Here is a 25,377-nt window from a genome sequence, read left to right as displayed (position 1 = left end):
GCCGGCAAGCCAGCTGCCACAGGTCCTCCACAGACCTGAAGATCGGTGAAGCACCTCTGGGAGCCAGCTTGCAGAAAACCATACAATCTCCCGCAGGGCCATCACAGATCTGACTGTGGTGTCCCTGTGGGAGCTGGCTTGCCGGCGATGAGGCCAGAACAGGCAATAAAGGTTTAAGCTGCTACACCCGCATCCGCCCGCAACCCCACCTCCTCGATCGCACTGATCGCACACTGCTCGTCGATATCCGACGTATCGCCGCTGATCCCTACCGCACCCAGCACCTTGCCATCCTGATCACGAATCAGCACCCCACCCGGTGCCGGCACCACCGGCCGTTCCCCCAACCCGTTAAGCGCAGCAAAGAACGCCGGACGCTGCTGTGCATCCAGTGCCAGCAAACGCGAGCCCTTGCCCAGTGCAATCGCCCCCCACGCCTTGCCCGTGGCCACCTCGGGCCGGATCAGGCTGGCACCATCCTCGCGCTGCAGCGCCAGCAGGTGCCCGCCGGCATCCAGCACCGCCACGGTCAGCGGCGCGGCGTTGATCTTGCGGCCCGCTGCCAGCGCGGCATTGACCAGGCTGACGGCGAGTTTCAGGTTCAAAGCATTCATGCAAAAGGTCCTCTTCTTGTTGTGAGAAGCCCTGAGGGCAGTTGAAAACCGATCACACAAATAGAACACAACGAACAGTATTTTTGTATACAATATTTTCAAATGATCGTATGCGATAGCGCAAACCCCTGTTTTCACGGGCGCTCAGACGAAAGCCAGCTGACCCGATGAAAACCCATTGACCTAAACCGTCAGGCGTGAATACACTCTGTCGCAAAGCAAGTTGTATACAATTACAAAATCGATGAGGCACAACCCATGAGCAAAATGAGAGCAATCGATGCGGCCGTTCTGGTCATGCGCCGTGAAGGTGTAGATACCGCGTTCGGCATCCCAGGGGCTGCCATCAACCCGTTGTACTCGGCCCTGAAGAAAGTCGGTGGCATCGATCACGTCCTCGCTCGCCACGTCGAAGGTGCCTCGCACATGGCCGAGGGCTACACCCGTGCCAACCCAGGCAACATCGGCGTGTGCATCGGCACTTCCGGCCCGGCCGGCACCGACATGGTCACCGGCTTGTACAGTGCCGCTGCCGACTCCATCCCGATCCTCTGCATCACCGGCCAGGCCCCACGTGCGCGTCTGCACAAAGAAGACTTCCAGGCTGTCGACATCACCAGCATCGTCAAGCCGGTCACCAAGTGGGCCACCACCGTTCTGGAGCCAGGCCAGGTGCCTTACGCCTTCCAGAAGGCCTTCTACGAAATGCGTACCGGCCGCCCAGGCCCTGTGCTGATCGACCTGCCGTTCGACGTGCAGATGGCCGAAATCGAATTCGACATCGACGCCTACGAGCCACTGGCAGTCAACAAGCCGTCCGCCACTCGCGTTCAGGCCGAAAAAGCCCTCGCCATGCTCAATGACGCCGAGCGCCCACTGCTGGTAGCCGGCGGCGGCATCATCAACGCCGACGCCAGCGACAAGCTGGTCGAGTTTGCCGAACTGACCGGCGTACCGGTGATCCCGACCCTGATGGGCTGGGGCACCATCCCGGATGACCACGCACAAATGGTCGGCATGGTCGGCCTGCAGACCTCGCACCGCTACGGCAACGCCACCCTGCTGAAATCCGACCTGGTGTTCGGTATCGGCAACCGCTGGGCCAACCGCCACACCGGCTCCGTCGACGTCTACACCGAAGGCCGCAAGTTCGTGCACGTCGACATCGAACCGACCCAGATTGGCCGCGTGTTCACCCCGGACCTGGGTATCGTTTCCGATGCTGGCAAGGCGCTGGACATGTTCCTCGAAGTGGCCCGCGAGTGGAAAGCCGCTGGCAAGCTGAAAGACCGTGCCGCCTGGCTGGAAGACTGCCAGCAGCGCAAGGCCAGCCTGCAGCGCAAGACCCACTTCGACAACGTGCCGGTGAAACCGCAGCGCGTGTACGAAGAAATGAACCAGGTGTTCGGCAAAGACACCTGCTACGTCAGCACCATCGGCCTGTCGCAGATTGCCGGCGCGCAGTTCCTGCACGTGTACAAACCACGCCACTGGATCAACTGCGGCCAGGCCGGCCCGCTGGGCTGGACCATCCCGGCAGCCCTGGGCGTGGTGAAAGCCGATCCGAAGCGCAAGGTTGTAGCGCTGTCGGGTGACTACGACTTCCAGTTCATGATCGAAGAACTGGCAGTGGGCGCGCAGTTCAACCTGCCATACGTCCACGTACTGGTGAACAACGCCTACCTGGGCCTGATCCGCCAGGCGCAGCGTGGCTTCGACATGGATTACTGTGTACAACTGGCGTTCGAGAACATCAACTCGACCGACGCCGCCAGTTACGGTGTGGACCACGTAGCCGTGGTCGAAGGCCTCGGCTGCAAGGCCATCCGCGTATTCGAGCCGGCCGAAATCGCCCCTGCCCTGCTCAAGGCGCAGAAGATGGCCGAAGAGTTCCGCGTACCGGTGGTTGTCGAAGTGATTCTCGAGCGTGTCACCAACATTTCGATGGGTACCGAGATCAACGCGGTCAACGAGTTCGAAGACCTGGCCCTGGTCGGCAACGACGCGCCTACCGCGATCTCGATGCTCGACTGATTGCCTGACGCCCCCGCGCCAGCACGGCCGGGGGCTCTATTCTGCAAGGAGACAACCATGCCTCGCTTCGCTGCCAACCTGTCCATGCTGTTCACCGAACAGGACTTCCTGGCCCGCTTCAAGGCTGCCGCAGACGCTGGTTTCAGCGGCGTCGAGTACCTTTTCCCGTATGACTTCAGCGCCGCCGAAATCAAGCAGCAGCTGGACGCCAACGGCCTGACCCAGGTGCTGTTCAACCTGCCGGCGGGCGACTGGGCCAAGGGCGAACGTGGCATCACCTGCCACCCCGACCGCGTCGAAGAGTTCCGCGCCGGGGTCGACAAGGCCATCGAATACGCCAAGGTGCTCGGCAACACCCAGGTCAACGCCCTGGCCGGCATTCGCCCGCAAGGCCTGCAGTGCGCCGACGTGCGCAAAACCTTCGTCGACAACCTCAAGTATGCCGCCGACAAGCTCAAGGCCGCCGGGATCCGCCTGGTCATGGAAATGATCAACACCCGCGACATCCCGGGCTTCTACCTGAACACCACCCAGCAGGCCCTGGAAATCCAGGCCGAAGTGGGCAGCGACAACCTGTTCCTGCAGTACGACATCTACCACATGCAGATCATGGAAGGTGACCTGGCTCGCACCATGGAAACCAACCTGAAGCTGATCAACCATATCCAGCTGGCCGACAACCCCGGCCGCAACGAGCCAGGCACCGGCGAGATCAACTACCGCTTCCTGTTCGAGCACCTGGACCGCATCGGCTACCAGGGCTGGGTGGGCGCGGAATACAAGCCGCTGACCACCACTGAAGCCGGCCTGGGCTGGCTGAAGACCCACAACGCAATCTGAAGGCTGCTCACACCCTGTGACACACAATTGACCTTGTGGGAACGGGTTCACCCGCGAACACCGGCAAAGCCGGTGCCATCCACCGCGGTGCCTGCTTCGCGGGTAAACCCGCTCCCACAGGAGTTTTGTGTCCAACAGGAGGACTGTGCTGCCCTGTTCCATCGAGATTCAACAAATACAACGAGGTAATCTCTCATGGCTAAAATCGGTTTCATCGGCACCGGCATCATGGGCAAGCCCATGGCCCAGAACCTGCAAAAAGCAGGTCACAGCCTGTTCGTTTCCACTCACCACGACGCCGCCCCTGCCGACCTGATCGCAGCCGGTGCAGTGGCCCTGGCCAACCCTAAAGAAGTTGCCCAGGAAGCCGAATTCATCATCGTCATGGTCCCCGACACCCCACAGGTCGAGGCCGTACTGTTCGGTGAAAACGGCGTGGCCGAAGGCGTCGGCCCGAACAAGGTAGTGATCGACATGAGCTCGATCTCGCCGACCGCCACCAAAGCCTTCGCCGAAAAAATCAAGGCCACCGGCGCCGCCTACCTGGACGCCCCGGTGTCCGGTGGTGAAGTCGGTGCCAAGGCCGCGACCCTCAGCATCATGGTCGGTGGCTGCCCGAAAGCCTTCGAGCGCGCACTGCCGCTGTTCGAAGCCATGGGCAAGAACATCACCCGCGTGGGCGGCAACGGCGACGGCCAGACCGCCAAGGTCGCCAACCAGATCATCGTCGCCCTGAACATCCAGGCCGTCAGCGAAGCACTGCTGTTCGCCGCCAAGAACGGCGCCGATCCTGCCAAGGTGCGTGAAGCACTGATGGGCGGTTTCGCCTCGTCGAAAATCCTCGAAGTGCATGCCGAGCGCATGATCAAGGGCACCTTCGACCCAGGCTTCCGCATCAACCTGCACCAGAAAGACCTGAACCTGGCCCTGCAGGGCGCCAAGGAACTGGGCATCAACCTGCCCAACACCTCCAACGCCCAGCAAGTGTTCAACACCTGCCAGGCCCTGGGTGGCGGCAACTGGGACCACTCGGCGCTGATCAAAGGCCTGGAGCACATGGCCAACTTCTCGATCCGCGGCGACAAGTAATTCGAATTCGGGGGCTGCTGCGCAGCCCGATCGCCGGCAAGCCAGCTCCCACAGGGACCGCACAATCCCTCAATCCTGTGCTGTACCTGTGGGAGCTGGCCTGCCCGCGATGAATTCCACACCGATGAACCTGCGACCACAGGCTCATAAGGTGACACCGAGCAACACCCGCCCCTGGTTCGGCCTGCACGGAGGCAGTTCCAGGGGCGTTTTTGATTCTGCAGAACAACAATAACTGGGAGCCTGCCATGTCGGTCGATCCGCAAAAAATTCTCCGCGAGCTGTTCGACACAGCCATCGCTGCCGCCCACCCCCGCCAAGTCCTCGAACCCTACCTGCCCGCCGACCGTAGCGGCCGGGTCATCGTCATCGGCGCCGGCAAGGCCGCAGCCGCCATGGCCGAAGTGGTCGAGAAAAGCTGGCAGGGCGAAGTCTCTGGCCTGGTCGTGACCCGTTATGGCCACGGCGCCAACTGCCAGAAGATCGAAGTGGTCGAAGCCGCCCACCCGGTCCCTGATGCCGCCGGCCTGGCCGTGGCCAAGCGCGTGCTGGAGCTGGTCAGCAACCTCAACGAAGACGACCGCGTCATCTTCCTGCTGTCTGGCGGTGGCTCGGCGCTGCTGGCCCTGCCTGCCGAGGGCCTGACCCTGGCGGACAAGCAGCAGATCAACAAGTCGCTGCTGAAATCCGGCGCCACCATCGGCGAGATGAACTGCGTACGCAAGCACCTCTCGGCGATCAAGGGCGGCCGCCTGGCCAAGGCCTGCTGGCCGGCCACGGTCTACACCTATGCGATTTCCGATGTACCCGGCGACCTCGCCACGGTAATTGCCTCCGGCCCCACCGTGGCCGACCCGAGCACTTCGGCCGATGCGCTCGCCATCCTCAAGCGTTACAACATCGAAGCACCGAAAGCCGTTATCGACTGGCTCAACAACCCCGCATCGGAAACCGTCAAGGCCGATGACCCGGCCCTGGCCCGCAGCCACTTCCAGTTGATCGCCAAGCCCCAGCAGTCGCTTGAGGCAGCGGCGGTCAAAGCCCGTCAGGCCGGTTTCAGCCCGCTGATCCTCGGCGATCTGGAAGGTGAATCGCGCGAAGTGGCCAAGGTGCACGCCGGTATCGCCCGGCAGATCGTCCAGTACGGCCAGCCTTTGAAGGCGCCCTGCGTAATCCTGACCGGAGGCGAAACCACCGTGACCGTACGCGGCAATGGCCGTGGCGGGCGCAACGCCGAGTTCCTGCTCAGCCTCACCGAAAGCCTCAAAGGCCTGCCGGGCGTGTATGCCCTGGCCGGTGATACCGACGGCATCGACGGCTCGGAAGAAAACGCCGGCGCCTTCATGACCCCAGGCAGCTACGCCCGCGCCGAGGCCCTGGGCCTGTCGGCCAGCGACGAGTTGGACAACAACAACGGCTACGGCTACTTCGCCGCACTGGATGCGCTGATCGTCACCGAGCCGACCCGCACCAACGTCAACGACTTCCGCGCCATCCTGATCCTCGAGACTGCCCAATCATGACGCCTGATAAAAAAGTCAAAATCCTCGCCACCCTTGGCCCTGCGATCAATGGCATCGATGACATCCGCCAGCTGGTCGAAGCCGGGGTGAACATCTTCCGCCTCAACTTCAGCCACGGCGAACATGCCGACCACGCCCTGCGCTACCAGTGGATCCGTGAAGTCGAGCAGCAGCTCAACTACCCGCTGGGCATCCTCATGGACCTGCAAGGGCCAAAGCTGCGCGTCGGCCGTTTTGCCGAGGGCAAGGTGCAGCTGCAACGCGGCCAGGCGCTGCGCCTGGACCTGGACAAAACCCCGGGCGACAGCCACCGGGTCAACCTGCCACACCCGGAAATCATCGCCGCGCTGGAGCCGGGCATGGACCTGCTGCTGGACGATGGCAAGCTGCGCCTGCGGGTTACCGCCAAGCACAGCGACGCCATCGACACCGAAGTGCTGAACGGTGGTGAGCTGTCCGACCGCAAGGGCGTCAACGTGCCGCAAGCGGTACTCGATCTGTCCCCGCTCACCGAAAAAGACCGCCGCGACCTGGCCTTCGGCCTGGAACTGGGCGTGGACTGGGTGGCCCTGTCATTCGTGCAGCGCCCGGAAGACATCGTCGAGGCGCGCCAGCTGATTGGCGACCGCGCCTACCTGATGGCCAAGATCGAAAAACCTTCGGCGGTCGAGCAACTGCAAGCCATCGCCGAACTGGCAGATGCGATCATGGTGGCCCGTGGCGACCTGGGCGTGGAAGTACCGGCCGAAAGCGTGCCGCAGATCCAGAAGCGCATCATCGCTACCTGCCGCCAGCTGGGCAAACCGGTGGTGGTGGCCACGCAGATGCTCGAGTCCATGCGCTTTTCGCCCGCCCCGACCCGTGCCGAAGTCACCGACGTGGCCAACGCCGTGGCCGAAGGTGCCGATGCGGTCATGCTGTCAGCCGAGACGGCCTCGGGTGACTACCCGCTCGAAGCCGTGCAGATGATGAGCAAGATCATCCGTCAGGTAGAAAACGGCCCGGACTACCAGGCCCAGCTGGATGTTGGCCGGCCGAAGGCCGAGGCTACCGTGTCGGACGCCATCAGCTGCGCGATTCGCCGCATCAGCGGCATCCTGCCGGTGGCGGTGCTGGTCAACTACAGCGAGTCGGGCGCCTCTACCCTGCGTACTGCGCGCGAGCGACCACGGGCACCGATCCTCAACCTGACGCCGAACCTGAACACCGCGCGCCGCCTGAGCGTGGCCTGGGGTGTGCACTCGGTGGTCAACGACCGCCTGCGTCAGGTTGACGAGGTGGTTTCAACTGCGCTGGAAATTGCCCAGGCGCAGGGTATGGCAACCCGTGGCGACACGCTGCTGATCACTGCCGGTGTGCCTTTCGGCAAGCCGGGGTCGACTAACACCCTGCGGATCGAGACCTTGATCTGAGATTGCAGGGGGCGCTTTGCGCCCCCTGTGGGAGCTGGCTTGCCGGCGAATGGAGGGCGCAGCCCTCCGCCAACACTGAAAGCACACCTGCGGAAAACCTGAGGCCCAAAGAGGCCCACCGCCCTCCACCCACCTCACTGACTGCCCCATGTACAGCAAAAATTCCGTCAACCCGTGCCCCGACTGGGCCACGGCTATGCTCAACGGCTTCAGCCAGGTACTGCTGCTGCGCAGCCCCCTGTGCGGCCTGTGCTGCCTGCTGGCCATCCTGCTCACCGCGCCCAGCCTGGTCGGCGGCGCCCTGCTCGGCGCCCTGGCCGGCCTGCTGACTGCCCAGGCCCGCGGCTACGACCGCGCCGACCGCCAGGCCGGGCTGTACTGCTACAACGGCGTGCTGATCGGCATCCTGATCTGCGCCGTGCTGCCCTGGTCGGTCATTCTGCCGCCGCTGATCATCGCTGCGGGTGGCCTGTCCAGCATCATTACCCACCAGTGGCGCAAGCGCGGTGGCAAGCTGTTGATCGCCTATACCGCGCCGTTCGTGCTGTTGGGCTGGGCCACGCTGCTGCTGGCCGACCCCGGCACCTCGGCGTCGGTCGACGCAGCCCCTCTATTTGCCGTATTTCGCGGCGTGGGCCAGATCTTCCTACTGGACCAGCCCATGGCAGGGCTGCTGATCGCCGGCGGTTTGTACCTGGCTAATCCCTATGCCGCCACCTGGGCGATAATTGGCTCATTGCTAGGCGCCGGCGTAGCTTGGCTAGCCGGCGATTTCCAGGCGGCATGGCTTGGACTTTATGGCTTCAACGCCGCGCTGGCGGCACTGGCATTCAGTCGGCAAGGAGAGCGGCCGTGGGTGACACTGCTGGCGATCGTCATGGCGATCGTTATTCAACGAACTGCGTCCAACCTCGACCTGCCGCTGCTGACTGCTCCATTCGTCGTCGCCAGCTGGGTCATGGGCGCCGTCCTGGTTCAAATGAAACCAGGCAGATCGCATCAAGACTTGACCCAACGCATGTGAAGGCCACTTAGTTCGATGATGTACTTCTAGTGCGCTGCATTAGAACGGAAAGATCATCACCATAGTCGTTGCTCTGGACATTCAGGCTGAGATCGGCAATTCCGACGGCTCGGGCTTTCCCCACTTTAGGCGATATGGCTTCGAGAAGAGTATCGACGTCAAACTTGAATTTTCTAAAACCAGCGTTCAGAAGGCCTTCGACTGTGCTTGGAGGAGCTTTGCTTGCCGGAATAAACAAATCGTCACGCCGATAAAAAACCTCGTCGCTCAAGAAGGAGTCAAATACCCTAGTTCTGGAGAGCTTTTCCCCCTTGATCTTAGTCCCAAACCCCATGAACTCATACCTTTCAAATTGTTCGCCTTTAAGTTTGTATACCGTCCTTTTCTTACCAAAATTCTCTATATCAATCAGTGGTCTAAGAAAATCGCGAAGGGGTTCCTTCGGTAGATTGAATTTATTCAACCGCTTGGTAAGAAGCGTTCTGCCACGTCCCGAAGGATCGTGAAAATTTACGGGATCGCCAGAGCAGTATGCGTAGGCGTTGACTCCGCCCGCACCAAAGGGGCTTAGGCTGTCGGAGCTCAGGAACCGCATGATTGCCGGGCGATACACCCTGTGCCCGTTGCCCATCAGATATCCCTGCACTGCGGGATCAAACCACTGCCCGACAAACCGCAGCCCGCCGCCAGCCCGCTGCTTGGGAAGCTGCCCATAGGGTGGAAAAGACCACTCCTCACGACGAACGCGCTGATCGGCGACGGTACTACCGAGGCCATCATCCTGCAGCAGAAGGGTTTCGCCGGCGCACGGGGGTGAAGCAGGTAATCCAGACATTCTGTTCGCTCCATTTTCAAGCAGACTGAGGCTCAATGATGGCCGCTGCCCTTGCAGCGGAAAACTGGCATTTCTAACAGTTCCCTAGCTCTGCGCCGGCTTGTGCATCTCACCCGCGCACCTTAGTGTTGATCATCAACGTCAAGTATCAGGTACCTCATGTCCTCGCAATCTTTGCGCGAACGCCTCTACGTCATCGTCTTCCAGACCGACACCGTAGCCGGCCGGCGCTTCGACAAGATCCTCCTGCTGATCATCCTGGCCAGCCTGGTCACGGTAATCCTCGACAGCATCGACGAGGTTCACCAAGGCTACGCCGGCCTGCTGGCCGCCATCGAGTGGGGCTTTACCGCGATCTTCCTGGCCGAGTACATCACCCGCCTGTACTGCTCGCCCAAGCCATTGCGTTACGCCTTCAGCTTCTACGGCTTGGTCGACCTGCTGGCGATCGTGCCGGGGGTCATCGCGCTGTACTACAGCGACGCCCAGTACCTGCTGATTATCCGGGTGATCCGGATGCTGCGGATCTTCCGCGTACTAAAGCTCAGCCCGTACCTCAAGCAGGCCAACTACCTGATGGAGGCGCTGCGCGGCAGCAAGCAGAAGATCATCGTGTTCCTGGTCAGCGTATCGACCCTGGTGACGGTGTTCGGCACCTTGATGTATGTGATCGAGGGGCCGGAGCATGGCTTCACCAGCATCCCCAAAGGGATCTACTGGGCCATCGTTACCCTGACGACGGTAGGCTTTGGCGACATCGTGCCGAAAACGCCACTCGGGCAGGTGCTGTCGTCGCTGGTGATGATTACCGGTTATTCGATTATTGCCGTGCCGACCGGGATCTTCACCGCAGAGCTGGCCAATGCAATGCGCGGCGAGCAGTTGCAGCATGATTGCCCGACCTGCCACAAGAAAACCCATGAGCATGGGGCGGCGTTCTGTTCCCGGTGCGGGAATGGGTTGTTTCCCAAACAGTGATGTTGCCTGATCTGGCCCTATCGCCGGCAAGCCAGCTCCCACAAGTGCACTACAGCTATCAAGCCTTGTGCAGTACCTGTGGGAGCTGGCTTGCCGGCGATGGGGCCGGTATAGGCAGCGGAATAACCAAAGTCATTTTTGTTCTTTAATCCGCGCAAACCCACCCGCTATAGTCGCTGGCAACCTGCCCCAAAAACCTTCAAGAACAAGGAAGCAACGTGAAAAAACTCTTCACCGCCTCGCTGCTCGCCGCAGGCCTGGCGCTGGGCAACATCGCCCAGGCCGCCCCGACCCTGCTGAACGTTTCCTACGACGTGATGCGCGACTTCTACAAGGACTACAACCCGGCCTTCCAGAAGCACTGGGAAGCCGAGCACAACGAGAAGGTCAACCTGCAGATGTCCTTCGGCGGCTCTAGCAAGCAGGCGCGTGCGGTGATCGATGGTCTGCCGGCCGATGTCATCACCATGAACATGGCCACCGACATCAATGCTCTGGCCGACAACGGCAAACTGGTGCCGGACAACTGGGTGACCCGCCTGCCGAACAACAGCGCGCCATTCACCTCGGCCACCGTGTTCATCGTGCGCAAGGGCAACCCCAAGGCGCTGAAGGACTGGCCCGACCTGCTCAAGGACGGTGTGCAGGTGATCGTGCCCAACCCGAAGACCTCGGGTAACGGCCGCTACACCTACCTGTCGGCCTGGGGCTATGTGCTCAAGCAAGGCGGTGACGAGAACAAGGCCAAGGAATTTGTCGGCAAGCTGTTCAAGCAGGCACCCGTGCTGGACACCGGCGGCCGTGCGGCCACCACCACCTTCATGACCAACCAGATTGGTGACGTGCTGGTGACCTTCGAGAACGAAGCCGAGATGATCGCCCGCGAGTTTGGCCGCGACCAGTTCGAAGTGGTCTACCCGAGCGTGTCGGCCGAAGCCGAGCCGCCGGTGAGTGTGGTCGACAAGGTGGTGGCGAAGAAAGGCACCCAGGCCGTAGCCGAGGAATACCTGAAGTACCTGTGGTCGCCAGAGGCCCAGGAAATCGCCGCCAACAACTACCTGCGCCCGCGCGACGCGACGGTACTGGCCAAGTACACCGACCGTTTCCCGAAAGTCGATTTCCTGTCGGTGGAGAAGACCTTTGGTGACTGGCGCACCGTGCAGAAGACCCACTTCAACGATGGTGGGGTGTTTGACCAGATCTATACCAACCAATAACCGTAAGGGGGCTTCTGGCCCTCTTTTTTCGCCCCCCTTACTTACCCCTTTCGCAATCCCTGCTAGTCAAGAAACCATTTGATATAGCACACTCCACCCCCAACACCGGACCTATAACCTACAAATAAGTAAGACATTTCTGACATATAGAAATATCTCGTACACACCTGCCTTTCAAGCTACCTTGCCGAGAAAATCGCAAAGCGTTAAGGTACCGTCGACGACTTGAAAAGGATCAACCCAATGATAAATGGACATATCAATTGGTTGATAAAGCCGCTCGGCTATCAGCCAATTACCAAGCGATGCCCTTCGTGCGAAGTCAAAAAACTTTTTCTACCCGCAGGCACTTTCAGGGTCAACGCCCAGAAAAAAACTCTTGATGTCTGGAATATCTATAAATGCGAAAAGTGCGACTACACGTGGAATATTGACATCCACGCCCGCATCAACACCAACAAGCTCGACCCTGAACTTCATCAACGCTTTCTGCACAATGACCTTGATGAGGTTCGTCGTTACGCCTACAACTACAGCTTATTGAAACGCAACCATGCCGAACTCGGCCCGACCCCACGCTATGAAATACAGGGGCCATCACCGTATGCGCTCACTGACGCCGAACAGGTGACCATCACCCTTGACTTCGAGCAACCCATTCCTGTACGCCTGATCAATATCCTCACCCGCAAGCTCTGCCTTTCCCGCGGCCAGGTCGCTCGCCTGATCGACGAGGGCGTGTTGCTCGACTTGTCGCCAAGCGACCTCAATCGCAAGTTCAAGCAGAGCATGACGCTGCGCATGAACCTGGCACGCCTCTACCAGCTCGATCCACCGTTCGTGGAAAGTCCGGCCAATGTGGAAGTCTCCTGACATCAATGTTTTTCCAAGGAGGAGGACACTGTCATGCTGTTTGCAAAACCCGCCCATCCCGACAAACTCAATCTGCTGTGCTTTCCCTTTGCGGGTGGCAGTGCCGATTTCTACAACCGCTGGAAGCTCCCGGCGTTCGATGACATTATTGTCCACCCAATTCAATTACCGGGGCGCGGCCAACATATAAACCTGCCACTCATCAGTAGCATGTCACTGTTGATAGATCTGATAACCAACGAACTACATCACTTTCGCGATTGCCGCTTTGCATTACTGGGCACCAGTATGGGCGGGTGGCTCGCCTTCCAACTTGCACAACAACTCAAGCACCAAGAAAGTTCGCTGAAACCGGAATGCCTGGTCATATGTTCCACGGCCCATCCTGCTTTCCGAAAACACTTGCCGCAGATCGATAACATTGATCATAGCGCCGCGATCAGGCGGCTGGGCGAATTCAATCCCTCCTGCCTGGTCACGTTGAAAAACCCTGAACTGGCGTCGTTGTTCCTGCCCATCCTGCAAGCCGACTTCACCCTGTGCAGAACATGGCAATTCAATTCGAACATTGGCGTCGACTGCCCGATCTGGGCATTTCATGCCCATGACGATCACATCGTCGACCACAGCATGATGCTGCCCTGGAAAAACCTCACCTGCGGCGCGTTTCAGATGAGCCGCGTCGATGGTGATCATTTTTTCACCGAACACCCCTCGCCCGCGTTTCTCGAACAACTGCACCGCCTGCTTCACTTGACGCAACGCCAACCTCTGCTACGTCCTTGAATAGCGCCGGCAGTCACTGACGGCGCCCACCTCATCCCTAACCATCGACTTCTTCGAGCAAGCCACTGATCTGCTGGCGCACATGCGCGAACAACCGCCTGCCGATATCCGCGCTGGCGGTCGAAGTTTTCGACAACACCCCTTGAGTCGATGCGCCTTGCGAAAGCGGCAACCGGTAAACGCCGCAGCGTGGCGGATGCTCATGATCGGGACGCGGCGCACGTACCAGATGAGGGTGCAAGTGCAGCATCAAACTGGTCTCCGTGATCCCCGCATGCTCTGCATGCCAGCCAGGGAACTCGGGCAGGTGCTCGCCGACCCATCGTTCATCGACCAGGCTCCACCAACTGAACGCCAGAACCGAGCGCTGGCCAAGCAGCCCACGCTCGCGCACTTTGTCGAGCGCCTCGAAGACAAACGCTTCATTTTCATAGTGGCCGTTGATGATCACCAACTGCCGGAACGGCAGGCTGGCCAGGCTGCAAAGCGATTGTTCCAGGTAGTCGATGAAGGTGCCCCCTTCGACGAACACCGTACCTGGAAACTGCAACCCTCCCCCACTCTGTGGCAGCGAACGCACGGAGATGGGCAGCAGTGGCAGCATGATCGCCTGACGCTCGGCACACAGCGCCTCGGCGAATGCCTCGGGAATCAACGCATCCACATTGAGCGGCAGGTGCGGCCCATGCTGCTCGATGCCGCCCACCGGCCACACCAACACCTGGCCCTCCACGGCCTGCCGCACATCCTGGCTGGTCAGCTCGCTGAACCGCACGATGTTGAGCCCACTCATCCCGCCACCATCCGTGCAGATCCCAGATCGAGTTCGAAGTATTCATCGGTAATACGTTCAAGCGTGCCGAACATGTCCTGGTGCAGCGCCGAATACACCTGCGCCGTCTGCGCGCCGGCCAACTGGTACTCGCGCACATCGCGGCCGCTCTGCACGCCTCCGCAGCCCATGATCGGCAAGTCGAAACCGCGCTGGCGCAGTTCGTAGATCGCGGCGAGCACCAGTGGCTTGATCCCCGCACCGGAATAACCGCAAACCCCTCCCAGCACCACGTCCCTGCACTCAGGGTCGAACGCCAGCCCCGAGATAGTGTCGCTCAGGGTCAGCGCCGATGCGCCGCCACGCTGTGCGGCCATGGCACGCTCGTGCAAGCCTTGGCCGAGGGCCAGCTTGACCGCGAATGGCGCGTCGGTGCTTTGCCTCACGGCCTGTGCATAGGCCTCGACACGCCCGGGCGTGTCTTCGGTAACATCCTCCGCGTGCAGGCAGGAGATGCCCAGCTCCAATGGACAATCGCTGGCTTGCGCGACCTGCGCGGCCAGTTCGCCAAGCGCTGCAGGTGTGGCGGCGTGGATCGAGGCAATGATCGCCAGCCCCTCACGCTGGAACTGGCCGAGCAATATCAACCAGTCGGCGACCGAGCGCTTGGAGTAGGTAGTGTTGTTCAGCATGCCGGTACCAATAGCATGGATCCGCTCGGCATGGGTCTTTTCGCACCCCGGGAAAATGGTCTTGGTGACCACTGCCCCAGCCCCGCGCGCCAACAGCTGCCGGATGTTTCGCGCCTGGTCCGACAGCAGCCCCGAACCTACGATCAGCGGCGACGCCAATTGCAGGCCAAGCACCGAGTAGCCCCTGCGTTGTTGTTCAATGTTCATCACTGCATCCCTGTGACAAGAGTCGAAGAGGTGGAGCGTGGGCAGGCGCTTACACCTGTACCGCGCAAGGTTGCCTGGCGAGCAGCCCCTGGAAGATCTCGCCGATCTGCCAAGGGTTGGCGCGAAAATCACGGACATCGAGTCGGGCAACCGTGCCCACATGCTCCAGCCCCTTGAGCAGGTGGCTGGCGTTGTCGACGATCGGCATTTCGGTGACCAGCAGCACCGGCCGATGCAACGCCGAAGCCCAACCCAATTCGATGTGCGTGCCGTCGGTGCGCAACAATTCGCCATTGGCCAGCACCGGCAGGATAGGCATGAATACATCGCACTCCTGCATCCAGGCAAAATCACGTCGCGAGACCATTTCCGGGGTGAAGGCTGGCGTATCGACACCGAACTTCTCGGCTAGGTGAGCCGACAGCACCTGGCCGTTGAGGTCTCTGACCGCTTCGACCGCCAACTCGATGGTCTGCCTGAGTTCCTGATTGAAACTCTTTTTATGGATGGCGAACTGGATCGGGCCACCAATAAACACTTTCAGGTTGCGCAATGGCATGGGAACACTCCTTTTTGAGGTACTGGATGAACCATCGAGGGTGCCCGGCAGGCACCCTCGCCGGGTTAGATCAAGCCTTGGCCACGCAGCTCTGCAAGGCTGTCGGCGAATGCCTGGTGTACCTGGTCCAGGTGCCGGTTCTGGTGCGCGGCGCTGAGGAACCAGCAGCGCCACTCCCAGATGTAGACGCCGCGAAGCAGCAGGTTGTAATAGAGCAAGTCCATATTTTCGCGATGCACCAGGCGCATGAACGACGAGAAACTGCGCGCCTCGATGGCCACCTGATAGGTCGCGAACAGGTCGTTCAAGCGCGCCGCAAAAACCTGTGTCCGCAGGTTGAGCGCCTCGGTGAACGCCGCACCGCGGCGCTTGACTTCAAGTAACGAAGCCTTGGCGGTGGCCATCGCCAACGGGTGCTGGAAGAAGGTCCCGCCAAAGAATGTCGGTTCCACCGCGGGGAAGCTGTCGTCCCCGTACTGCCAGGGGCCACCATCGATGGCATCCAGCGTGCCGCCACGCCCGGCGACCACGCCCAGCGGCATGCCTCCACCTATGGTCTTGCCATAGGTCACGATGTCCGCGTCGATGCCGAATAGCCCTTGCACCCCTGCAGGGTGCGCGCGGAACCCAGTGACGATCTCGTCGAAAATCAGCAAGGCGCCCACGGCGCGGGATGCATCACGCAAGGCGCGCAGATAGGCTGGGTCGGCGAGGCCCGGGTCGCGGGTCGGCACCGGCTCTATCAACACCGCGGCGACCTGCTGGCCATGACTGGCAAGAAAATCAAGCGCCGCCTGCGCGCCGAACTCGAATACCGATACATCCGCCACCATGCCTGCGGGGATACCAATCGAGACCGGGCTGGTCGCGCCCGCGCGCGATGGGTCGGCGCTGGCCAGTACCGCATCCCAATGCCCGTGATAGCTGCTGGAAAACATCACCACATGGTTGCGCCCGGTCGCCGCCCGCGCCGCGCGCACGGCATTCATGATCGCCTCGGTGCCGCTGTTGACGAAGGCCACTCGGTCCATGCCTGTGACCTCGCACAACAGCTCGGCCACCTGCAGCGTCGTCTCGTTGCGCGCGCCCAGGCCAAAGCCCTGCTCAAGCTGGCTCTCCAGCGCCTGGCGGACGAAGCTCGGGGCATGCCCGAACAGATGGGTACCGAAGCCCATGGTCATGTCGATGTAGTCATTGCCATCGAGGTCGCGCACCCTGACGCCCTCGTACTCAGTGCACACCAGCGGGTAGAGCAGTTCCTTGACCGAACCCTTGAAGCCGATGCCCGAGCGGCTGTCGGCGATTCGCTGGCGAACGGCCGTGGCATGGGCCTTGGACATTTCGGTGCGCTGGGTATAACGCGGGATGAAGTTCGCCAGATAGCGGCGCCGGACATCCGACTCGATCGGGTCCGAACCACGACGCATCCACTTGAACGCGCCCTCCGGGAGCTCGCCCGCCACCTGTTGACCTGGCAAGCCTGACTGCACCTGCAAGTGCTCGCATAACTGACGGATGGTTTGCAGCTCGGCGAAGAACTGCCGCACCGACAACTTGACGCCGAACTTGCGCTGGATCGGCGCCAACACTTCGAACAACTGCAGCGAGTCGGCCCCCATCTCGGTGAGCGTCGCATCGATATCGACAGAGCGGGCCGGCAGGCCAAAGGCCTCGGCAAACACCTCGATCAGTTCCTGTTCCCTGGATTGCACAGCTTGCATGGGTATTTCCCTCCTTGACTATCAATCAGCGTATCTGTTCATGCCACGCCCGGTGCGCCGCCGACGATGACGTGCGCGTTGGTTCCACCGATGCCGAACGAGCTGACGCCAGCCAGACGCTCATGCACCGCGCGCTGCCACTGTCGGCTCCTGCCGCTCACGTCGAAGGGCGACAATGGGTCGCGCAACTCGCTGCAAGGTTGCTCGCAGTTGAGGGTCGCGGGCAGTACACCCCAGCGCACGGCCTGAATGGCCTTGATCAAGCCGACGATGCCTGAGGCGCAGTCCGCGTGCCCCAGCGTCGCCTTGACCGACCCAAGCGCACAGCTGCGTGGGGGCAAACCCTCGAAGATTCGCGACAACGCCCGCAGCTCCACGGCGTCGCCCACTGGCGTGCCGGTACCGTGGGCCTCGAGCAGGCCAACGTGCTCGGGTTGCACGCCCGCACGGCGCATCGCCTCGCGGATGACCCGCTCCTGGGCCTTCACGTTCGGCGCGCTGTAACCCGCCTTCTCCAGGCCGTCGTTATTGACCGCGGAGCCCTTGATCTGCGCCAGCACCGGGTTGCCGTCGCGCCGGGCATCAGCCAGGCGGCGCAGGCCGACGAAGGCTGCAGCATCGGCGAACAGGGTGCCATCGGCACGCTGGTCGAATGCCCTCACCCGACCCGACCGGGACAGAATGCCGCCTTCGTGGTGCAGGTAACCGACGTGCGCCGGGTAGCGCACGCACACACCGCCGGCCAGCGCCAGGTCGCACTCGCCGGCCCGCAGGCTGGCGCAGGCCAGGTGCACCGCCACCAGCGAGCCCGAGCAGAAATTCGCCACGTTGATCGCAGGCCCCGTGCAATCGAGCTTGTAGGCCACACGTGTGGCCATGGCGTCGCTGCTGCGGCCACCGAGGGTGAGCATCGCATCGGAGGGGCTGTGATCTTCGAGGCGTTGAAGGTCATGCCAGGTATCGGCTCGCGTGCCGACGAACACCCCGCAATGGCCGGCCTCGCGTCCCGTGCGGTAACCCGCGCCCAGCAATGCCGCCTGGCACAGCACCAGGCATTGACGTTGCTGCGGGTCCATGCGCGAAGCCTCACGCGGAGTAAAACGAAATGCACCATGGTCGAACTGCTCCGGCGCCTCGAGAAACGCCCCGCGCGGGACCAGCACCTGGCCTTCGCCGGCAGGCACCGGCCCACACCCCGGGCCATAGGTGGCTACCAGCTCCTGGGCGGCCTGGATCGCCTGCCACAGCGCATCGCAGTCAGCGGCTCCGGGAAAACGTCCCGCCAGGCTGACCACGGCAATCTCATCGGCGTTGTTGATGATGGCCTGCATCGCCCTCTTCCTCCTTGGTCACATCAGGTTGCTGTGTCTTCACCCGCTCGGCCAGTGCACGCGCACTGGCGAATTCGAACAGATCGACCATCGACAGGCTCACGCCAAACTGCAGATTGACCTGTCGGATCAATTCAGCCCCGACCAGCGAATCCCCTCCCAGATCGAAGAAGTTCGCCTCGTCACTGACCTGACAGCGCAGCACCTGCTGCCACAGGGCTGTCATCGTCTGCGGCCCCTGGCGTTGCGCGGCATTCGACACGCTCACGCAAGCTGGCGTGTGCGCGGCTGGCGCCGCGGCCAGTCGAGCGGCCAACGGGGTGCTGGAAACGACGAACCGGTGGTGGCCTTTCAGCGCGGCGAAGATCGCATCCAGCAGGCCATCAACCTCCTCGGCCACCAGGCCGGCGCTGCGACTTGTGCCATAGCGGAAACCCTCGTTGTGCTCCCAGCCCTCCCAACCATCCCAGTCGATGGCGAAATAGTTCGAGTGCCCGGCCCCGTGCCCGCTCCAGAAGGCACAGGCTTCATTCGCCGCAGCATAGGGGCCCAGGCCAAGACCACCGGCCAGCACCGCCAGCGAAGAGACAAAGCAGCCAAAGTGCAGGGGGCGCTCAGCGAACCACGCATGCAATGAACAGGCGCCCTCCCACTTGGCAGCCATCAACGCCTGCCACTGCTCGACCGTCGAACGCATCAGCCACTGCTGTGTGCTGGTGCCCGACAGCCCGGCCGCATGCACGAAGGCATTGGGCTCGATACCGCCCGCCTGCAAGCGGTCGAGCGCGGCGAACAGCGCCTCGCGGTCGGTGATGTCGGCGTCGACCACCTCCACACGCACGCCCAGTTCACGCAGGGCCGCCAGGCGCTGCTGGCGTGTCCGGCGACGTTCGTCATCGGTGCCTTGCGGGCGTTGCACCAGCACCAGGTCGGCAGCGTGACGCCGCGCCAGGTAGCTGGCCATGCCAAAACCCACCGTACCGAGCCCGCCGGTGACCAGACAGACCAAAGGCTGGGCAAACGTCGGCGCCTTGAGGGTGTTCGCCATCACCGCATGGCCCCGCGTCCACACCTGCCCTGAGCGCAGCGCGCAGAGCATCGGCAGCGAACCCGCTCGCGCCAGCACCTCGGCCAGGGCAGCGGCCTGGTCGGGGTCATCGGTCAATGCCGGAGGGACATCGATGACCCTGATCTTCACCGCGGGATGTTCATGCCCGATGGCCGCGACACACGCCAGCGCAGCGGCGGGGCCGACGCGCACCTCAGCGACAGCCAGGGGATCGACAAAACCCGCCCCGACCAACACCAGCTCCACGGCCTGGTGGCCATGCTCGATCAATTGCCTGACCTTTTCGCACAAGCGCCATGCCAGGCTCGGATCATCCATCGACGGTGCTCGGCTTTCCCACAACCAGACAAGCCGTTCGCCACCTTGTCCGGCTTGCCCTTCGGCCAAGGCTTGCACCCCCCGCCGCCGCAGTGCCTCGCACAGGGGCCCACGCATGCCCGGCGCCCCGCCGAGCAACCGCACGGAATCGGCAGCCCCGCCAAGGGCGCCCCCCTGCAAGCGCCCCTGCCGCCGCCACTGCTCCACATAAACCTCGGGACCCCGCTGTGCCGCGTCAAGGACCGGCTGCGTGTACCAACACTGCCTGCGCCGCAACGGCGCGAACGGCAGCTCACGGTGCGTCGCCTGCCGCCCCCCTGCGAGCACGGCCCAATCCACCTGCCCGCCCATCACCCAGAAGCGGCCCAGCCAGGCCCGCAATGGCGACCCGCACGCCTCCAGGTCCAGCACCAGCGTCGCCTGCCGGTGAGCCGCGAGGGGCGCTTCTTGCGGCTCGAACGCGAAGGCCAGCGCGTGCCCCGGCAGCAAGCGTTCTAGAAAGTCGGTCAGTGCCCAAGCCGGCATTTCACCTTCAAGCTCGTCACCCTGTACGCCTGCCTCGCCCTGCAATTGCCGCAGGCAACGCTGATAGCCAGGCTCATGGGAAAGTGCCAGCAACAGCGCGTGATTGACCACGACACGCAGCGTACGGGGCTCGGCTTCGACCTTGGCCACGCTGAACTCGCGCGCGCGCAGGGCATGGCTCAGTTGCTCGAGGTCATCGACATGCAGCGCCGCTCGCCAGGGCAGGCTGGCACGGCCCTGCGCCAGTCCATCGGCGACGTGTTCGAGGTGCAGGTCCGACGCCTGGCCAATCCGCTCGCCCAGCGCATCGGCCAGGGCCAGCACATCCTGCTGGTCACGCCCGCTGAGCAGGATCGCCTGTGGCAACCCGAGGGCCACCTGGACGGGCCGCTCGGGCGCTTGCTCGAGCACCATATGCACATTGCTGCCACCCGCACCGAACGAACTGACACCGGCCCTGCGCACCTGGCCTGGCTGCCAGTCCTTCGGCTGGGTATTGACCAGGAACGGGCTGCGCTCGAAATCGCAAGCCGGGTTGGCACGCGTGAAGGTCGGGTGTGGCGCGATACAGCTATTGCGCAGGCACAACACGGCCCTGGCAAGCCCGGCAAAACCAGCCGCGGCAGCCAGATGGCCGAGGTTGGCCTTCACCGAGCCCAGCGCGCAAAAGCCTCGACGGTCCGTGTGCTGGGCGAAAGCACGGCACAGGGCATCGAATTCGACCGGGTCACCGAGCGTCGTGCCGGTACCATGTGCCTCCACCATGCCAATCGTGTGCGCCTCGACCTGGGCCAGGGCCATGGCCTGAAGGATCAACTGCCGCTGCCCCTCCATACCAGGCGCGGTGAAACCGGCGCGCCCGGCACCGTCGTTGTTGGCCGCCGAACCCAGGATGACCGCCTGGATGCTGTCGCCGGCCGAAAGGGCGTCCTCCAACGGGCGCAGCGCCACCAGGCCGACGCCGTCACCAAAGAACGTGCCGCTGGCCTGGGCGTCGAAAGGCCGACAGCTGCCGTCACGCGAAAACATCAGACCAGGTTGGTAGAAGTAACCTGGGCGCGCCAGGGCATGAAACGACACCCCCCCGGCGAACGCGACTTCGCACTCCCCCAGCAACAAGCTGTTGACCGCCAGGTGCAGGGCGCTCAGTGAAGAGGAGCAGCCCGTCTGCACACTTATGCTCGGCCCCTCCAACCCAAGCTTGTAGGACACCCTAGCGGTCATGTAGTCCTTGTCGTTGGCCAGCATGCGTTCAGTACCGGCGGCGGACATCAGGTCACATTCCCCGCCGATCACATTGAGCTGGTAGGTGTTCATCGAGCACCCGGCGAACAGCCCGATTCGCGGACGCCGAAGCGGGTTGCCCAGCCCAGCGGTCTGCGTCAGCTCCCAGGCGCACTCGAGCAACAGACGATGCTGCGGGTCGAGCAGCTCGGCTTCGCGCTGGGTCATGGCGAAGCATTCAGGGTCGAACTGCGCGGCATCGGCAAGCCGCGCGTCGACCGGGACGAAGGCGGGGTTATCGATCACCGCGGCACTCACCCCCATGCGCCTCAGTTGCGCCGCCTCGTACCGGGTGGAGCAAACCTTGCCTTGCACCAGGTTGCGCCACAGCTGGCGAGGATCCTGCGCGGCCGGCAACCGGCAACTCATGCCGATGATGGCAATGGCTTGATCATTCATGGCGGCCTCCTTCGGCGACCTGTATCCCGGGCCGCTGCCTGCGCCGCAACAAGGTATCGCGCCGCCGCTCAGGCTCGAGAACCGGCGCGCTGGCCAAGTGGCCCTGCGCTTGCAGCGCCTCGGCCAACATCCTTGGCGTCACCCAGCGGAACAGGTCCGAGGGGCGCAGCTGCCGACCCTCAGGCCACTGTTGCAAGCGGCCATGCACTTGCAGCAGCGCCATCGAGTTGCCGCCCAGGTCGAAGAACACATCGTCCAACCCCACCTGGCTGCGCCCGAGTACCTGGGCCCAGATCGTCCGGACTCGTTCGCGCCAGTCGTCACTGTCCGCCGAGGATGGCGCTGGCGCCGCGTTGATAGCCTCGAACAGTTCGCCGACGGCCTTGCGATCGAGCTTGGCGTGACGGTTCAGCGGCAGCTGCGCCACTGCCAGCAACCGCGTAGGCTGCATGTAGGCCGGCAGCCTTCGGCGCAGGTGCTCGCGCAAGGCTTTCTCGTCGAAGCCGGTAACCTTGTCATGGCACTGCACCAGCACAACCAGTCGCGCATGCCCCGCCACATCTTCCAACAGCGCCGCCGCCTGACGCACTTGAGCGTGGGTTTCCAGGCAGCACTCGATCTCGCCAAGCTCGATGCGATAACCGTTGAACTTCACTTGCTCGTCGAGACGCCCCGCAAAGCGCAGCCGTTCACCATCCCAGTAGCCCAGGTCGCCGGTGCGATAGGCGATGGCATCCCCACGGTAGGGGTCGACGATGAAACGCTCGCGGTTGTGCTGGGCCAAGCCGACATAACCCAACGACACCCCCGCCCCACCGATCACGATTTCGCCCACCCCGCCCATGGCGGGGCACGCCTCGTCGTTGAGCAGATAGAGCGTTGCAAAAGGCAGTGCCCGGCCGATCGGCACGATCACCTCCTGCGCCAGCGCGGGGGTAACGCGCTCGATACTGGCGAACACTGTGGTTTCCGCCGGCCCATACAGGTTCCACAGCGCCCAGCGCTCGCTCAGAAAACACCTGGCGGTCGCACCGGGCAGTGCCTCGCCGCAAACGATCCAATGCCGGGCGGCGAGCTGCGCCGAATGCCTGGGCAAGTCGGCCAACAACTGCCGCAGCCCGGAAGGTGTCTGGGTGATCACATCGACCTGATGCCGAACCAGCCACTCGAGCAACTGGTCCGGACGTGAGCGCACCGCCTGCGGGATAACCAGCAGGCACCCGCCAGAGCACAGCGCACCCCAGATTTCCCAGATCGAAAGATCGAAGCTGGCCGCGTGCGACCAGCTCCATACCAGGCACTGCGGCATCTGCAGCGTCGTGAACATGGTTTCGAGCAGCGCCACCACGTTGTGCTGCGCCACATCGATCCCCTTGGGCTGGCCGGTGGAACCGGAGGTGAACACGCTGTAGGCGCAAGTGCCGGGTGCACTCAGGTCGAACAGTGGCCCCTGAACCGGCTCAAGACCTGGGCCTGCAACCGGGCAGCAGCGAACGCCGTGTTCATCACGCCATGGCAATGGCCCCTCGGCGACCACCAGGCTGATCGCCGACTGCCGGACGATCATGGCCAGGCGCTCGGACGGCAGGTTCGGATCCAGCGGGACATAGGCGGCTCCAGCGCGCATGGCCGCAAGCATCGCCACCACCGCCTCGATGCCGGGTGCGAGCAGCACGCCGACCCGATCACCGGGCGTCACGCCCAACTCGCCCAACTGCCGGGCCAAGCGCACGCTGCACGCCTGTACGGTGCGATAATCCAGCTCGGTGTCCTGGCCTCGCAGCGCCGCCGCGTGCGGATCGCGGGCAGCATGGGCATCGAACCAGGCCACCAGCGAGGGCTGCCGCGCCCTCTGGACCGGCTCACTGTTCAACGGCCCGGGGACACGGTTGTAGTCGCTGTGCCAGGCGATGTGATGCGCGTCGCCGCACACCGCCTGCTCACCCAGCAATGCATCGACGACACCCAGCCAATGCGTCGCGAAGCGCTCCAGGCCCGTGGTGGAAAAGCTCCGAGGATCACCTTTGATGACGCAGCGCAGGCTATCGTGAGCATCGACCAGCTCCAGTGCGATATCCACCTGGCCCTGCTGTTGCGCCAATGGCCAGGGGGCGATACGCAACCCGGCCCATTGGGCACACGCCTGCGGCCCTGCCATCTGCAAGGCCAACCAGCGCGAATGCTCCACCCGGCCAAGCAGGTTGACGGTGGTCTGGAACAACGGGTTGCGCCCTTCGGGGCGCGGCACGCCCAGGGCATCCACCACCGCGGCCAGGTCGAACCCCCGATTGTCCAGTGCCGCATGCAGGTCTGCGCGGATGGCACCGATCAGGTCATGCCATGCCTGCGCCGGGCGCACGCGCAAAGGCAGCACGTTGAACAAGCTGCCAAGGGTATGGACGAATGTCGTGTCGCGCATCGACATGGGCATGCCGACCACGATCTGTTCCTGGGCGCAGGCCCTGGCGACCGCCGTCGCCCAGGTTGCCAGGATCACCGCATACAGCGACGCCTGCCGTTCTTCGGCCACGCGCCTGAGACCACGCAGGCGCTCACCGTCGACATCCAGGTAGTGGCTGTCGCCTGCCGCGATCCCCTGTCGCCAGTGGTTCGGCCAGTCGAGGGGCGCCAGTACCTGGCCCAGGTAGCGATGCCAGTAGGTTTGCTCGCAACCTACGGATGAATCGCTGGTTCCGTGGGCACGGCGACGGTACTCGTCGAACGGCACGGGCGTGTCGCGCCAATGCTCGACCTCACTGCCGGTTTCGTCCAGGTACAGCGATTCCAGCTCATCGAGCATCAGGCCAAGGGAGGTGAAGTCGGCGATCACGTGGTGCGCGCATAGCACCAGGACATGCGCCTGCGCCCCCCGGGCGAAGCAGCCCAGGCGCAGGCAGGGGCCCTGGCGAAGTTCGAAGGGGGTGTCGAACCAGTTATCGACCCGCGCCTTGATGGCGGCATCGTCCAGGCCCTGCCCATCGATGAACGCGACTGGCACGTCCAGCTCGGCGTGGCAAACGGCCGTTGGGCCACTGCGACCGCCGTCATACGTCGTGCGCAGGATGTCGTGCCCGGCCACCAGCCTGTGCCAGGCGAAGCGCAGTGCCTCCAGGTCGAGGAAACCGGTAATGGCCGTGGCCAGCCCGATGTTATAGCGCGTGTCGTCCGGTTGCACCTCGGCCATCAGCCACTGTGCATGCTCTTGGGCCGTCACCCGCGTCTCCAGGGTTTGCGATGTGTCCATGAACGGTATCAACTCCTTGTAATGGGCCGTG

19 protein-coding genes are annotated in these 25,377 nt (G+C 62.9%); 10 read left to right on the top strand and 9 right to left on the bottom strand.

The window, feature by feature from the left end; all coding sequences use genetic code 11:
- Window positions 1-173: 173 nt before the first annotated feature.
- Complete coding sequence (locus AC5O5I_RS07620) at window positions 174-614, bottom strand: GlcG/HbpS family heme-binding protein (RefSeq protein ID WP_172220443.1); 441 nt, start codon at window positions 612-614, stop codon at window positions 174-176.
- 258 nt (window positions 615-872) lie between these two features.
- On the opposite strand from AC5O5I_RS07620, the gene gcl reads away from it, so the two are divergent.
- The 6 genes from gcl (at window position 873) to AC5O5I_RS07590 (ending at window position 8,536) form a co-directional block, all read left to right on the top strand.
- Window positions 873-2,648 carry a glyoxylate carboligase gene (gene gcl, locus AC5O5I_RS07615; RefSeq protein WP_172220446.1) on the top strand — a complete coding sequence of 592 codons (1,776 nt, stop codon included), beginning with the start codon at window positions 873-875 and terminating at the stop codon, window positions 2,646-2,648.
- A 57-nt stretch (window positions 2,649-2,705) separates the two neighbouring features.
- Window positions 2,706-3,488 (top strand): hydroxypyruvate isomerase, encoded by a 783-nt coding sequence (hyi, locus tag AC5O5I_RS07610; RefSeq protein ID WP_172220449.1) that lies wholly within the window; start codon window positions 2,706-2,708, stop codon window positions 3,486-3,488.
- 195 nt (window positions 3,489-3,683) lie between these two features.
- A complete protein-coding gene (locus AC5O5I_RS07605) occupies window positions 3,684-4,577 on the top strand; it encodes a 2-hydroxy-3-oxopropionate reductase (RefSeq protein ID WP_172220452.1) in 894 nt (297 codons plus the stop codon).
- 248 nt (window positions 4,578-4,825) lie between these two features.
- Entirely contained in the window at window positions 4,826-6,100 is a 1,275-nt protein-coding gene (locus tag AC5O5I_RS07600; RefSeq protein ID WP_494512296.1) for a glycerate kinase type-2 family protein, read from the top strand.
- Complete coding sequence (gene pyk, locus AC5O5I_RS07595) at window positions 6,097-7,512, top strand: pyruvate kinase (protein ID WP_172288536.1); 1,416 nt, start codon at window positions 6,097-6,099, stop codon at window positions 7,510-7,512. The genes AC5O5I_RS07600 and pyk overlap by 4 nt, the downstream gene beginning before the upstream one ends.
- A 148-nt stretch (window positions 7,513-7,660) precedes the next feature.
- On the top strand, window positions 7,661-8,536 hold the full coding sequence (locus AC5O5I_RS07590) for an urea transporter (RefSeq protein WP_172229282.1): 876 nt from the start codon (window positions 7,661-7,663) through the stop codon (window positions 8,534-8,536).
- Window positions 8,537-8,543: 7 nt separating this feature from the next.
- On the opposite strand, the gene AC5O5I_RS07585 is transcribed toward AC5O5I_RS07590, so the two are convergent.
- Window positions 8,544-9,371: an RHS repeat-associated core domain-containing protein gene (locus tag AC5O5I_RS07585; RefSeq protein WP_494512295.1), complete on the bottom strand. Its 828-nt coding sequence runs from the start codon at window positions 9,369-9,371 to the stop codon at window positions 8,544-8,546.
- A gap of 159 nt (window positions 9,372-9,530) precedes the next feature.
- Between AC5O5I_RS07585 and AC5O5I_RS07580 the strand changes: the two genes are divergently transcribed.
- The 4 genes from AC5O5I_RS07580 to AC5O5I_RS07565 all read left to right on the top strand — a co-directional run bounded on the left by AC5O5I_RS07580 (window position 9,531) and on the right by AC5O5I_RS07565 (window position 13,225).
- Window positions 9,531-10,349 (top strand): ion transporter, encoded by an 819-nt coding sequence (locus AC5O5I_RS07580; RefSeq protein ID WP_172229286.1) that lies wholly within the window; start codon window positions 9,531-9,533, stop codon window positions 10,347-10,349.
- Window positions 10,350-10,567: 218 nt separating this feature from the next.
- On the top strand, window positions 10,568-11,566 hold the full coding sequence (locus tag AC5O5I_RS07575; RefSeq protein WP_494512294.1) for a sulfate ABC transporter substrate-binding protein: 999 nt from the start codon (window positions 10,568-10,570) through the stop codon (window positions 11,564-11,566).
- Window positions 11,567-11,791: 225 nt separating this feature from the next.
- Window positions 11,792-12,439: a DUF1062 domain-containing protein gene (locus AC5O5I_RS07570; protein WP_494512293.1), complete on the top strand. Its 648-nt coding sequence runs from the start codon at window positions 11,792-11,794 to the stop codon at window positions 12,437-12,439.
- A 33-nt stretch (window positions 12,440-12,472) separates the two neighbouring features.
- Window positions 12,473-13,225 carry a thioesterase II family protein gene (locus tag AC5O5I_RS07565; RefSeq protein ID WP_494512292.1) on the top strand — a complete coding sequence of 251 codons (753 nt, stop codon included), beginning with the start codon at window positions 12,473-12,475 and terminating at the stop codon, window positions 13,223-13,225.
- A gap of 37 nt (window positions 13,226-13,262) precedes the next feature.
- On the opposite strand, the gene AC5O5I_RS07560 is transcribed toward AC5O5I_RS07565, so the two are convergent.
- The 7 genes from AC5O5I_RS07560 to AC5O5I_RS07530 all read right to left on the bottom strand — a co-directional run bounded on the left by AC5O5I_RS07560 (window position 13,263) and on the right by AC5O5I_RS07530 (window position 25,346).
- The gene (locus AC5O5I_RS07560; RefSeq protein WP_494512291.1) at window positions 13,263-14,018 is read right to left on the bottom strand and encodes a creatininase family protein; all 756 of its coding nucleotides are present in this window, start codon (window positions 14,016-14,018) and stop codon (window positions 13,263-13,265) included.
- Window positions 14,015-14,896: a beta/alpha barrel domain-containing protein gene (locus tag AC5O5I_RS07555; RefSeq protein ID WP_494512290.1), complete on the bottom strand. Its 882-nt coding sequence runs from the start codon at window positions 14,894-14,896 to the stop codon at window positions 14,015-14,017. Before AC5O5I_RS07555 ends, AC5O5I_RS07560 begins: the two co-directional genes overlap by 4 nt.
- A gap of 49 nt (window positions 14,897-14,945) precedes the next feature.
- Window positions 14,946-15,455, bottom strand: a complete 510-nt coding sequence (locus AC5O5I_RS07550) for a nucleoside 2-deoxyribosyltransferase (RefSeq protein ID WP_494512289.1) — start codon at window positions 15,453-15,455, stop codon at window positions 14,946-14,948.
- A 65-nt stretch (window positions 15,456-15,520) separates the two neighbouring features.
- Window positions 15,521-17,176 carry an aminotransferase class III-fold pyridoxal phosphate-dependent enzyme gene (locus AC5O5I_RS07545; RefSeq protein WP_494512288.1) on the bottom strand — a complete coding sequence of 552 codons (1,656 nt, stop codon included), beginning with the start codon at window positions 17,174-17,176 and terminating at the stop codon, window positions 15,521-15,523.
- A gap of 38 nt (window positions 17,177-17,214) precedes the next feature.
- Window positions 17,215-18,507 carry a beta-ketoacyl [acyl carrier protein] synthase domain-containing protein gene (locus tag AC5O5I_RS07540; protein ID WP_494512287.1) on the bottom strand — a complete coding sequence of 431 codons (1,293 nt, stop codon included), beginning with the start codon at window positions 18,505-18,507 and terminating at the stop codon, window positions 17,215-17,217.
- Window positions 18,479-22,102: a beta-ketoacyl synthase N-terminal-like domain-containing protein gene (locus AC5O5I_RS07535; protein ID WP_494512286.1), complete on the bottom strand. Its 3,624-nt coding sequence runs from the start codon at window positions 22,100-22,102 to the stop codon at window positions 18,479-18,481. The genes AC5O5I_RS07540 and AC5O5I_RS07535 overlap by 29 nt, the downstream gene beginning before the upstream one ends.
- Window positions 22,095-25,346, bottom strand: a complete 3,252-nt coding sequence (locus tag AC5O5I_RS07530) for a non-ribosomal peptide synthetase (protein WP_494512285.1) — start codon at window positions 25,344-25,346, stop codon at window positions 22,095-22,097. Before AC5O5I_RS07530 ends, AC5O5I_RS07535 begins: the two co-directional genes overlap by 8 nt.
- Between the last annotated feature and the right edge of the window lie 31 nt (window positions 25,347-25,377).

Source organism: Pseudomonas sp. 9_2_1 (genome assembly GCF_059295275.1).
The sequence above is the reverse complement of the archived record's forward strand: the minus strand, read 5'-3'. Positions and strand labels throughout refer to the sequence as shown.

Coding starts and splice junctions, on each gene's coding strand:
- AC5O5I_RS07620 (WP_172220443.1), bottom strand. CDS start 614: ATGAATGCTTTGAACCTGAAACTCGCCGTCAGCCTGGTCAATGCCGCG.
- gcl (WP_172220446.1), top strand. CDS start 873: ATGAGCAAAATGAGAGCAATCGATGCGGCCGTTCTGGTCATGCGCCGT.
- hyi (WP_172220449.1), top strand. CDS start 2,706: ATGCCTCGCTTCGCTGCCAACCTGTCCATGCTGTTCACCGAACAGGAC.
- AC5O5I_RS07605 (WP_172220452.1), top strand. CDS start 3,684: ATGGCTAAAATCGGTTTCATCGGCACCGGCATCATGGGCAAGCCCATG.
- AC5O5I_RS07600 (WP_494512296.1), top strand. CDS start 4,826: ATGTCGGTCGATCCGCAAAAAATTCTCCGCGAGCTGTTCGACACAGCC.
- pyk (WP_172288536.1), top strand. CDS start 6,097: ATGACGCCTGATAAAAAAGTCAAAATCCTCGCCACCCTTGGCCCTGCG.
- AC5O5I_RS07590 (WP_172229282.1), top strand. CDS start 7,661: ATGTACAGCAAAAATTCCGTCAACCCGTGCCCCGACTGGGCCACGGCT.
- AC5O5I_RS07585 (WP_494512295.1), bottom strand. CDS start 9,371: ATGTCTGGATTACCTGCTTCACCCCCGTGCGCCGGCGAAACCCTTCTG.
- AC5O5I_RS07580 (WP_172229286.1), top strand. CDS start 9,531: ATGTCCTCGCAATCTTTGCGCGAACGCCTCTACGTCATCGTCTTCCAG.
- AC5O5I_RS07565 (WP_494512292.1), top strand. CDS start 12,473: ATGCTGTTTGCAAAACCCGCCCATCCCGACAAACTCAATCTGCTGTGC.
- AC5O5I_RS07560 (WP_494512291.1), bottom strand. CDS start 14,018: ATGAGTGGGCTCAACATCGTGCGGTTCAGCGAGCTGACCAGCCAGGAT.
- AC5O5I_RS07555 (WP_494512290.1), bottom strand. CDS start 14,896: ATGAACATTGAACAACAACGCAGGGGCTACTCGGTGCTTGGCCTGCAA.
- AC5O5I_RS07550 (WP_494512289.1), bottom strand. CDS start 15,455: ATGCCATTGCGCAACCTGAAAGTGTTTATTGGTGGCCCGATCCAGTTC.
- AC5O5I_RS07545 (WP_494512288.1), bottom strand. CDS start 17,176: ATGCAAGCTGTGCAATCCAGGGAACAGGAACTGATCGAGGTGTTTGCC.
- AC5O5I_RS07540 (WP_494512287.1), bottom strand. CDS start 18,507: ATGCAGGCCATCATCAACAACGCCGATGAGATTGCCGTGGTCAGCCTG.
- AC5O5I_RS07535 (WP_494512286.1), bottom strand. CDS start 22,102: ATGAATGATCAAGCCATTGCCATCATCGGCATGAGTTGCCGGTTGCCG.
- AC5O5I_RS07530 (WP_494512285.1), bottom strand. CDS start 25,346: ATGGACACATCGCAAACCCTGGAGACGCGGGTGACGGCCCAAGAGCAT.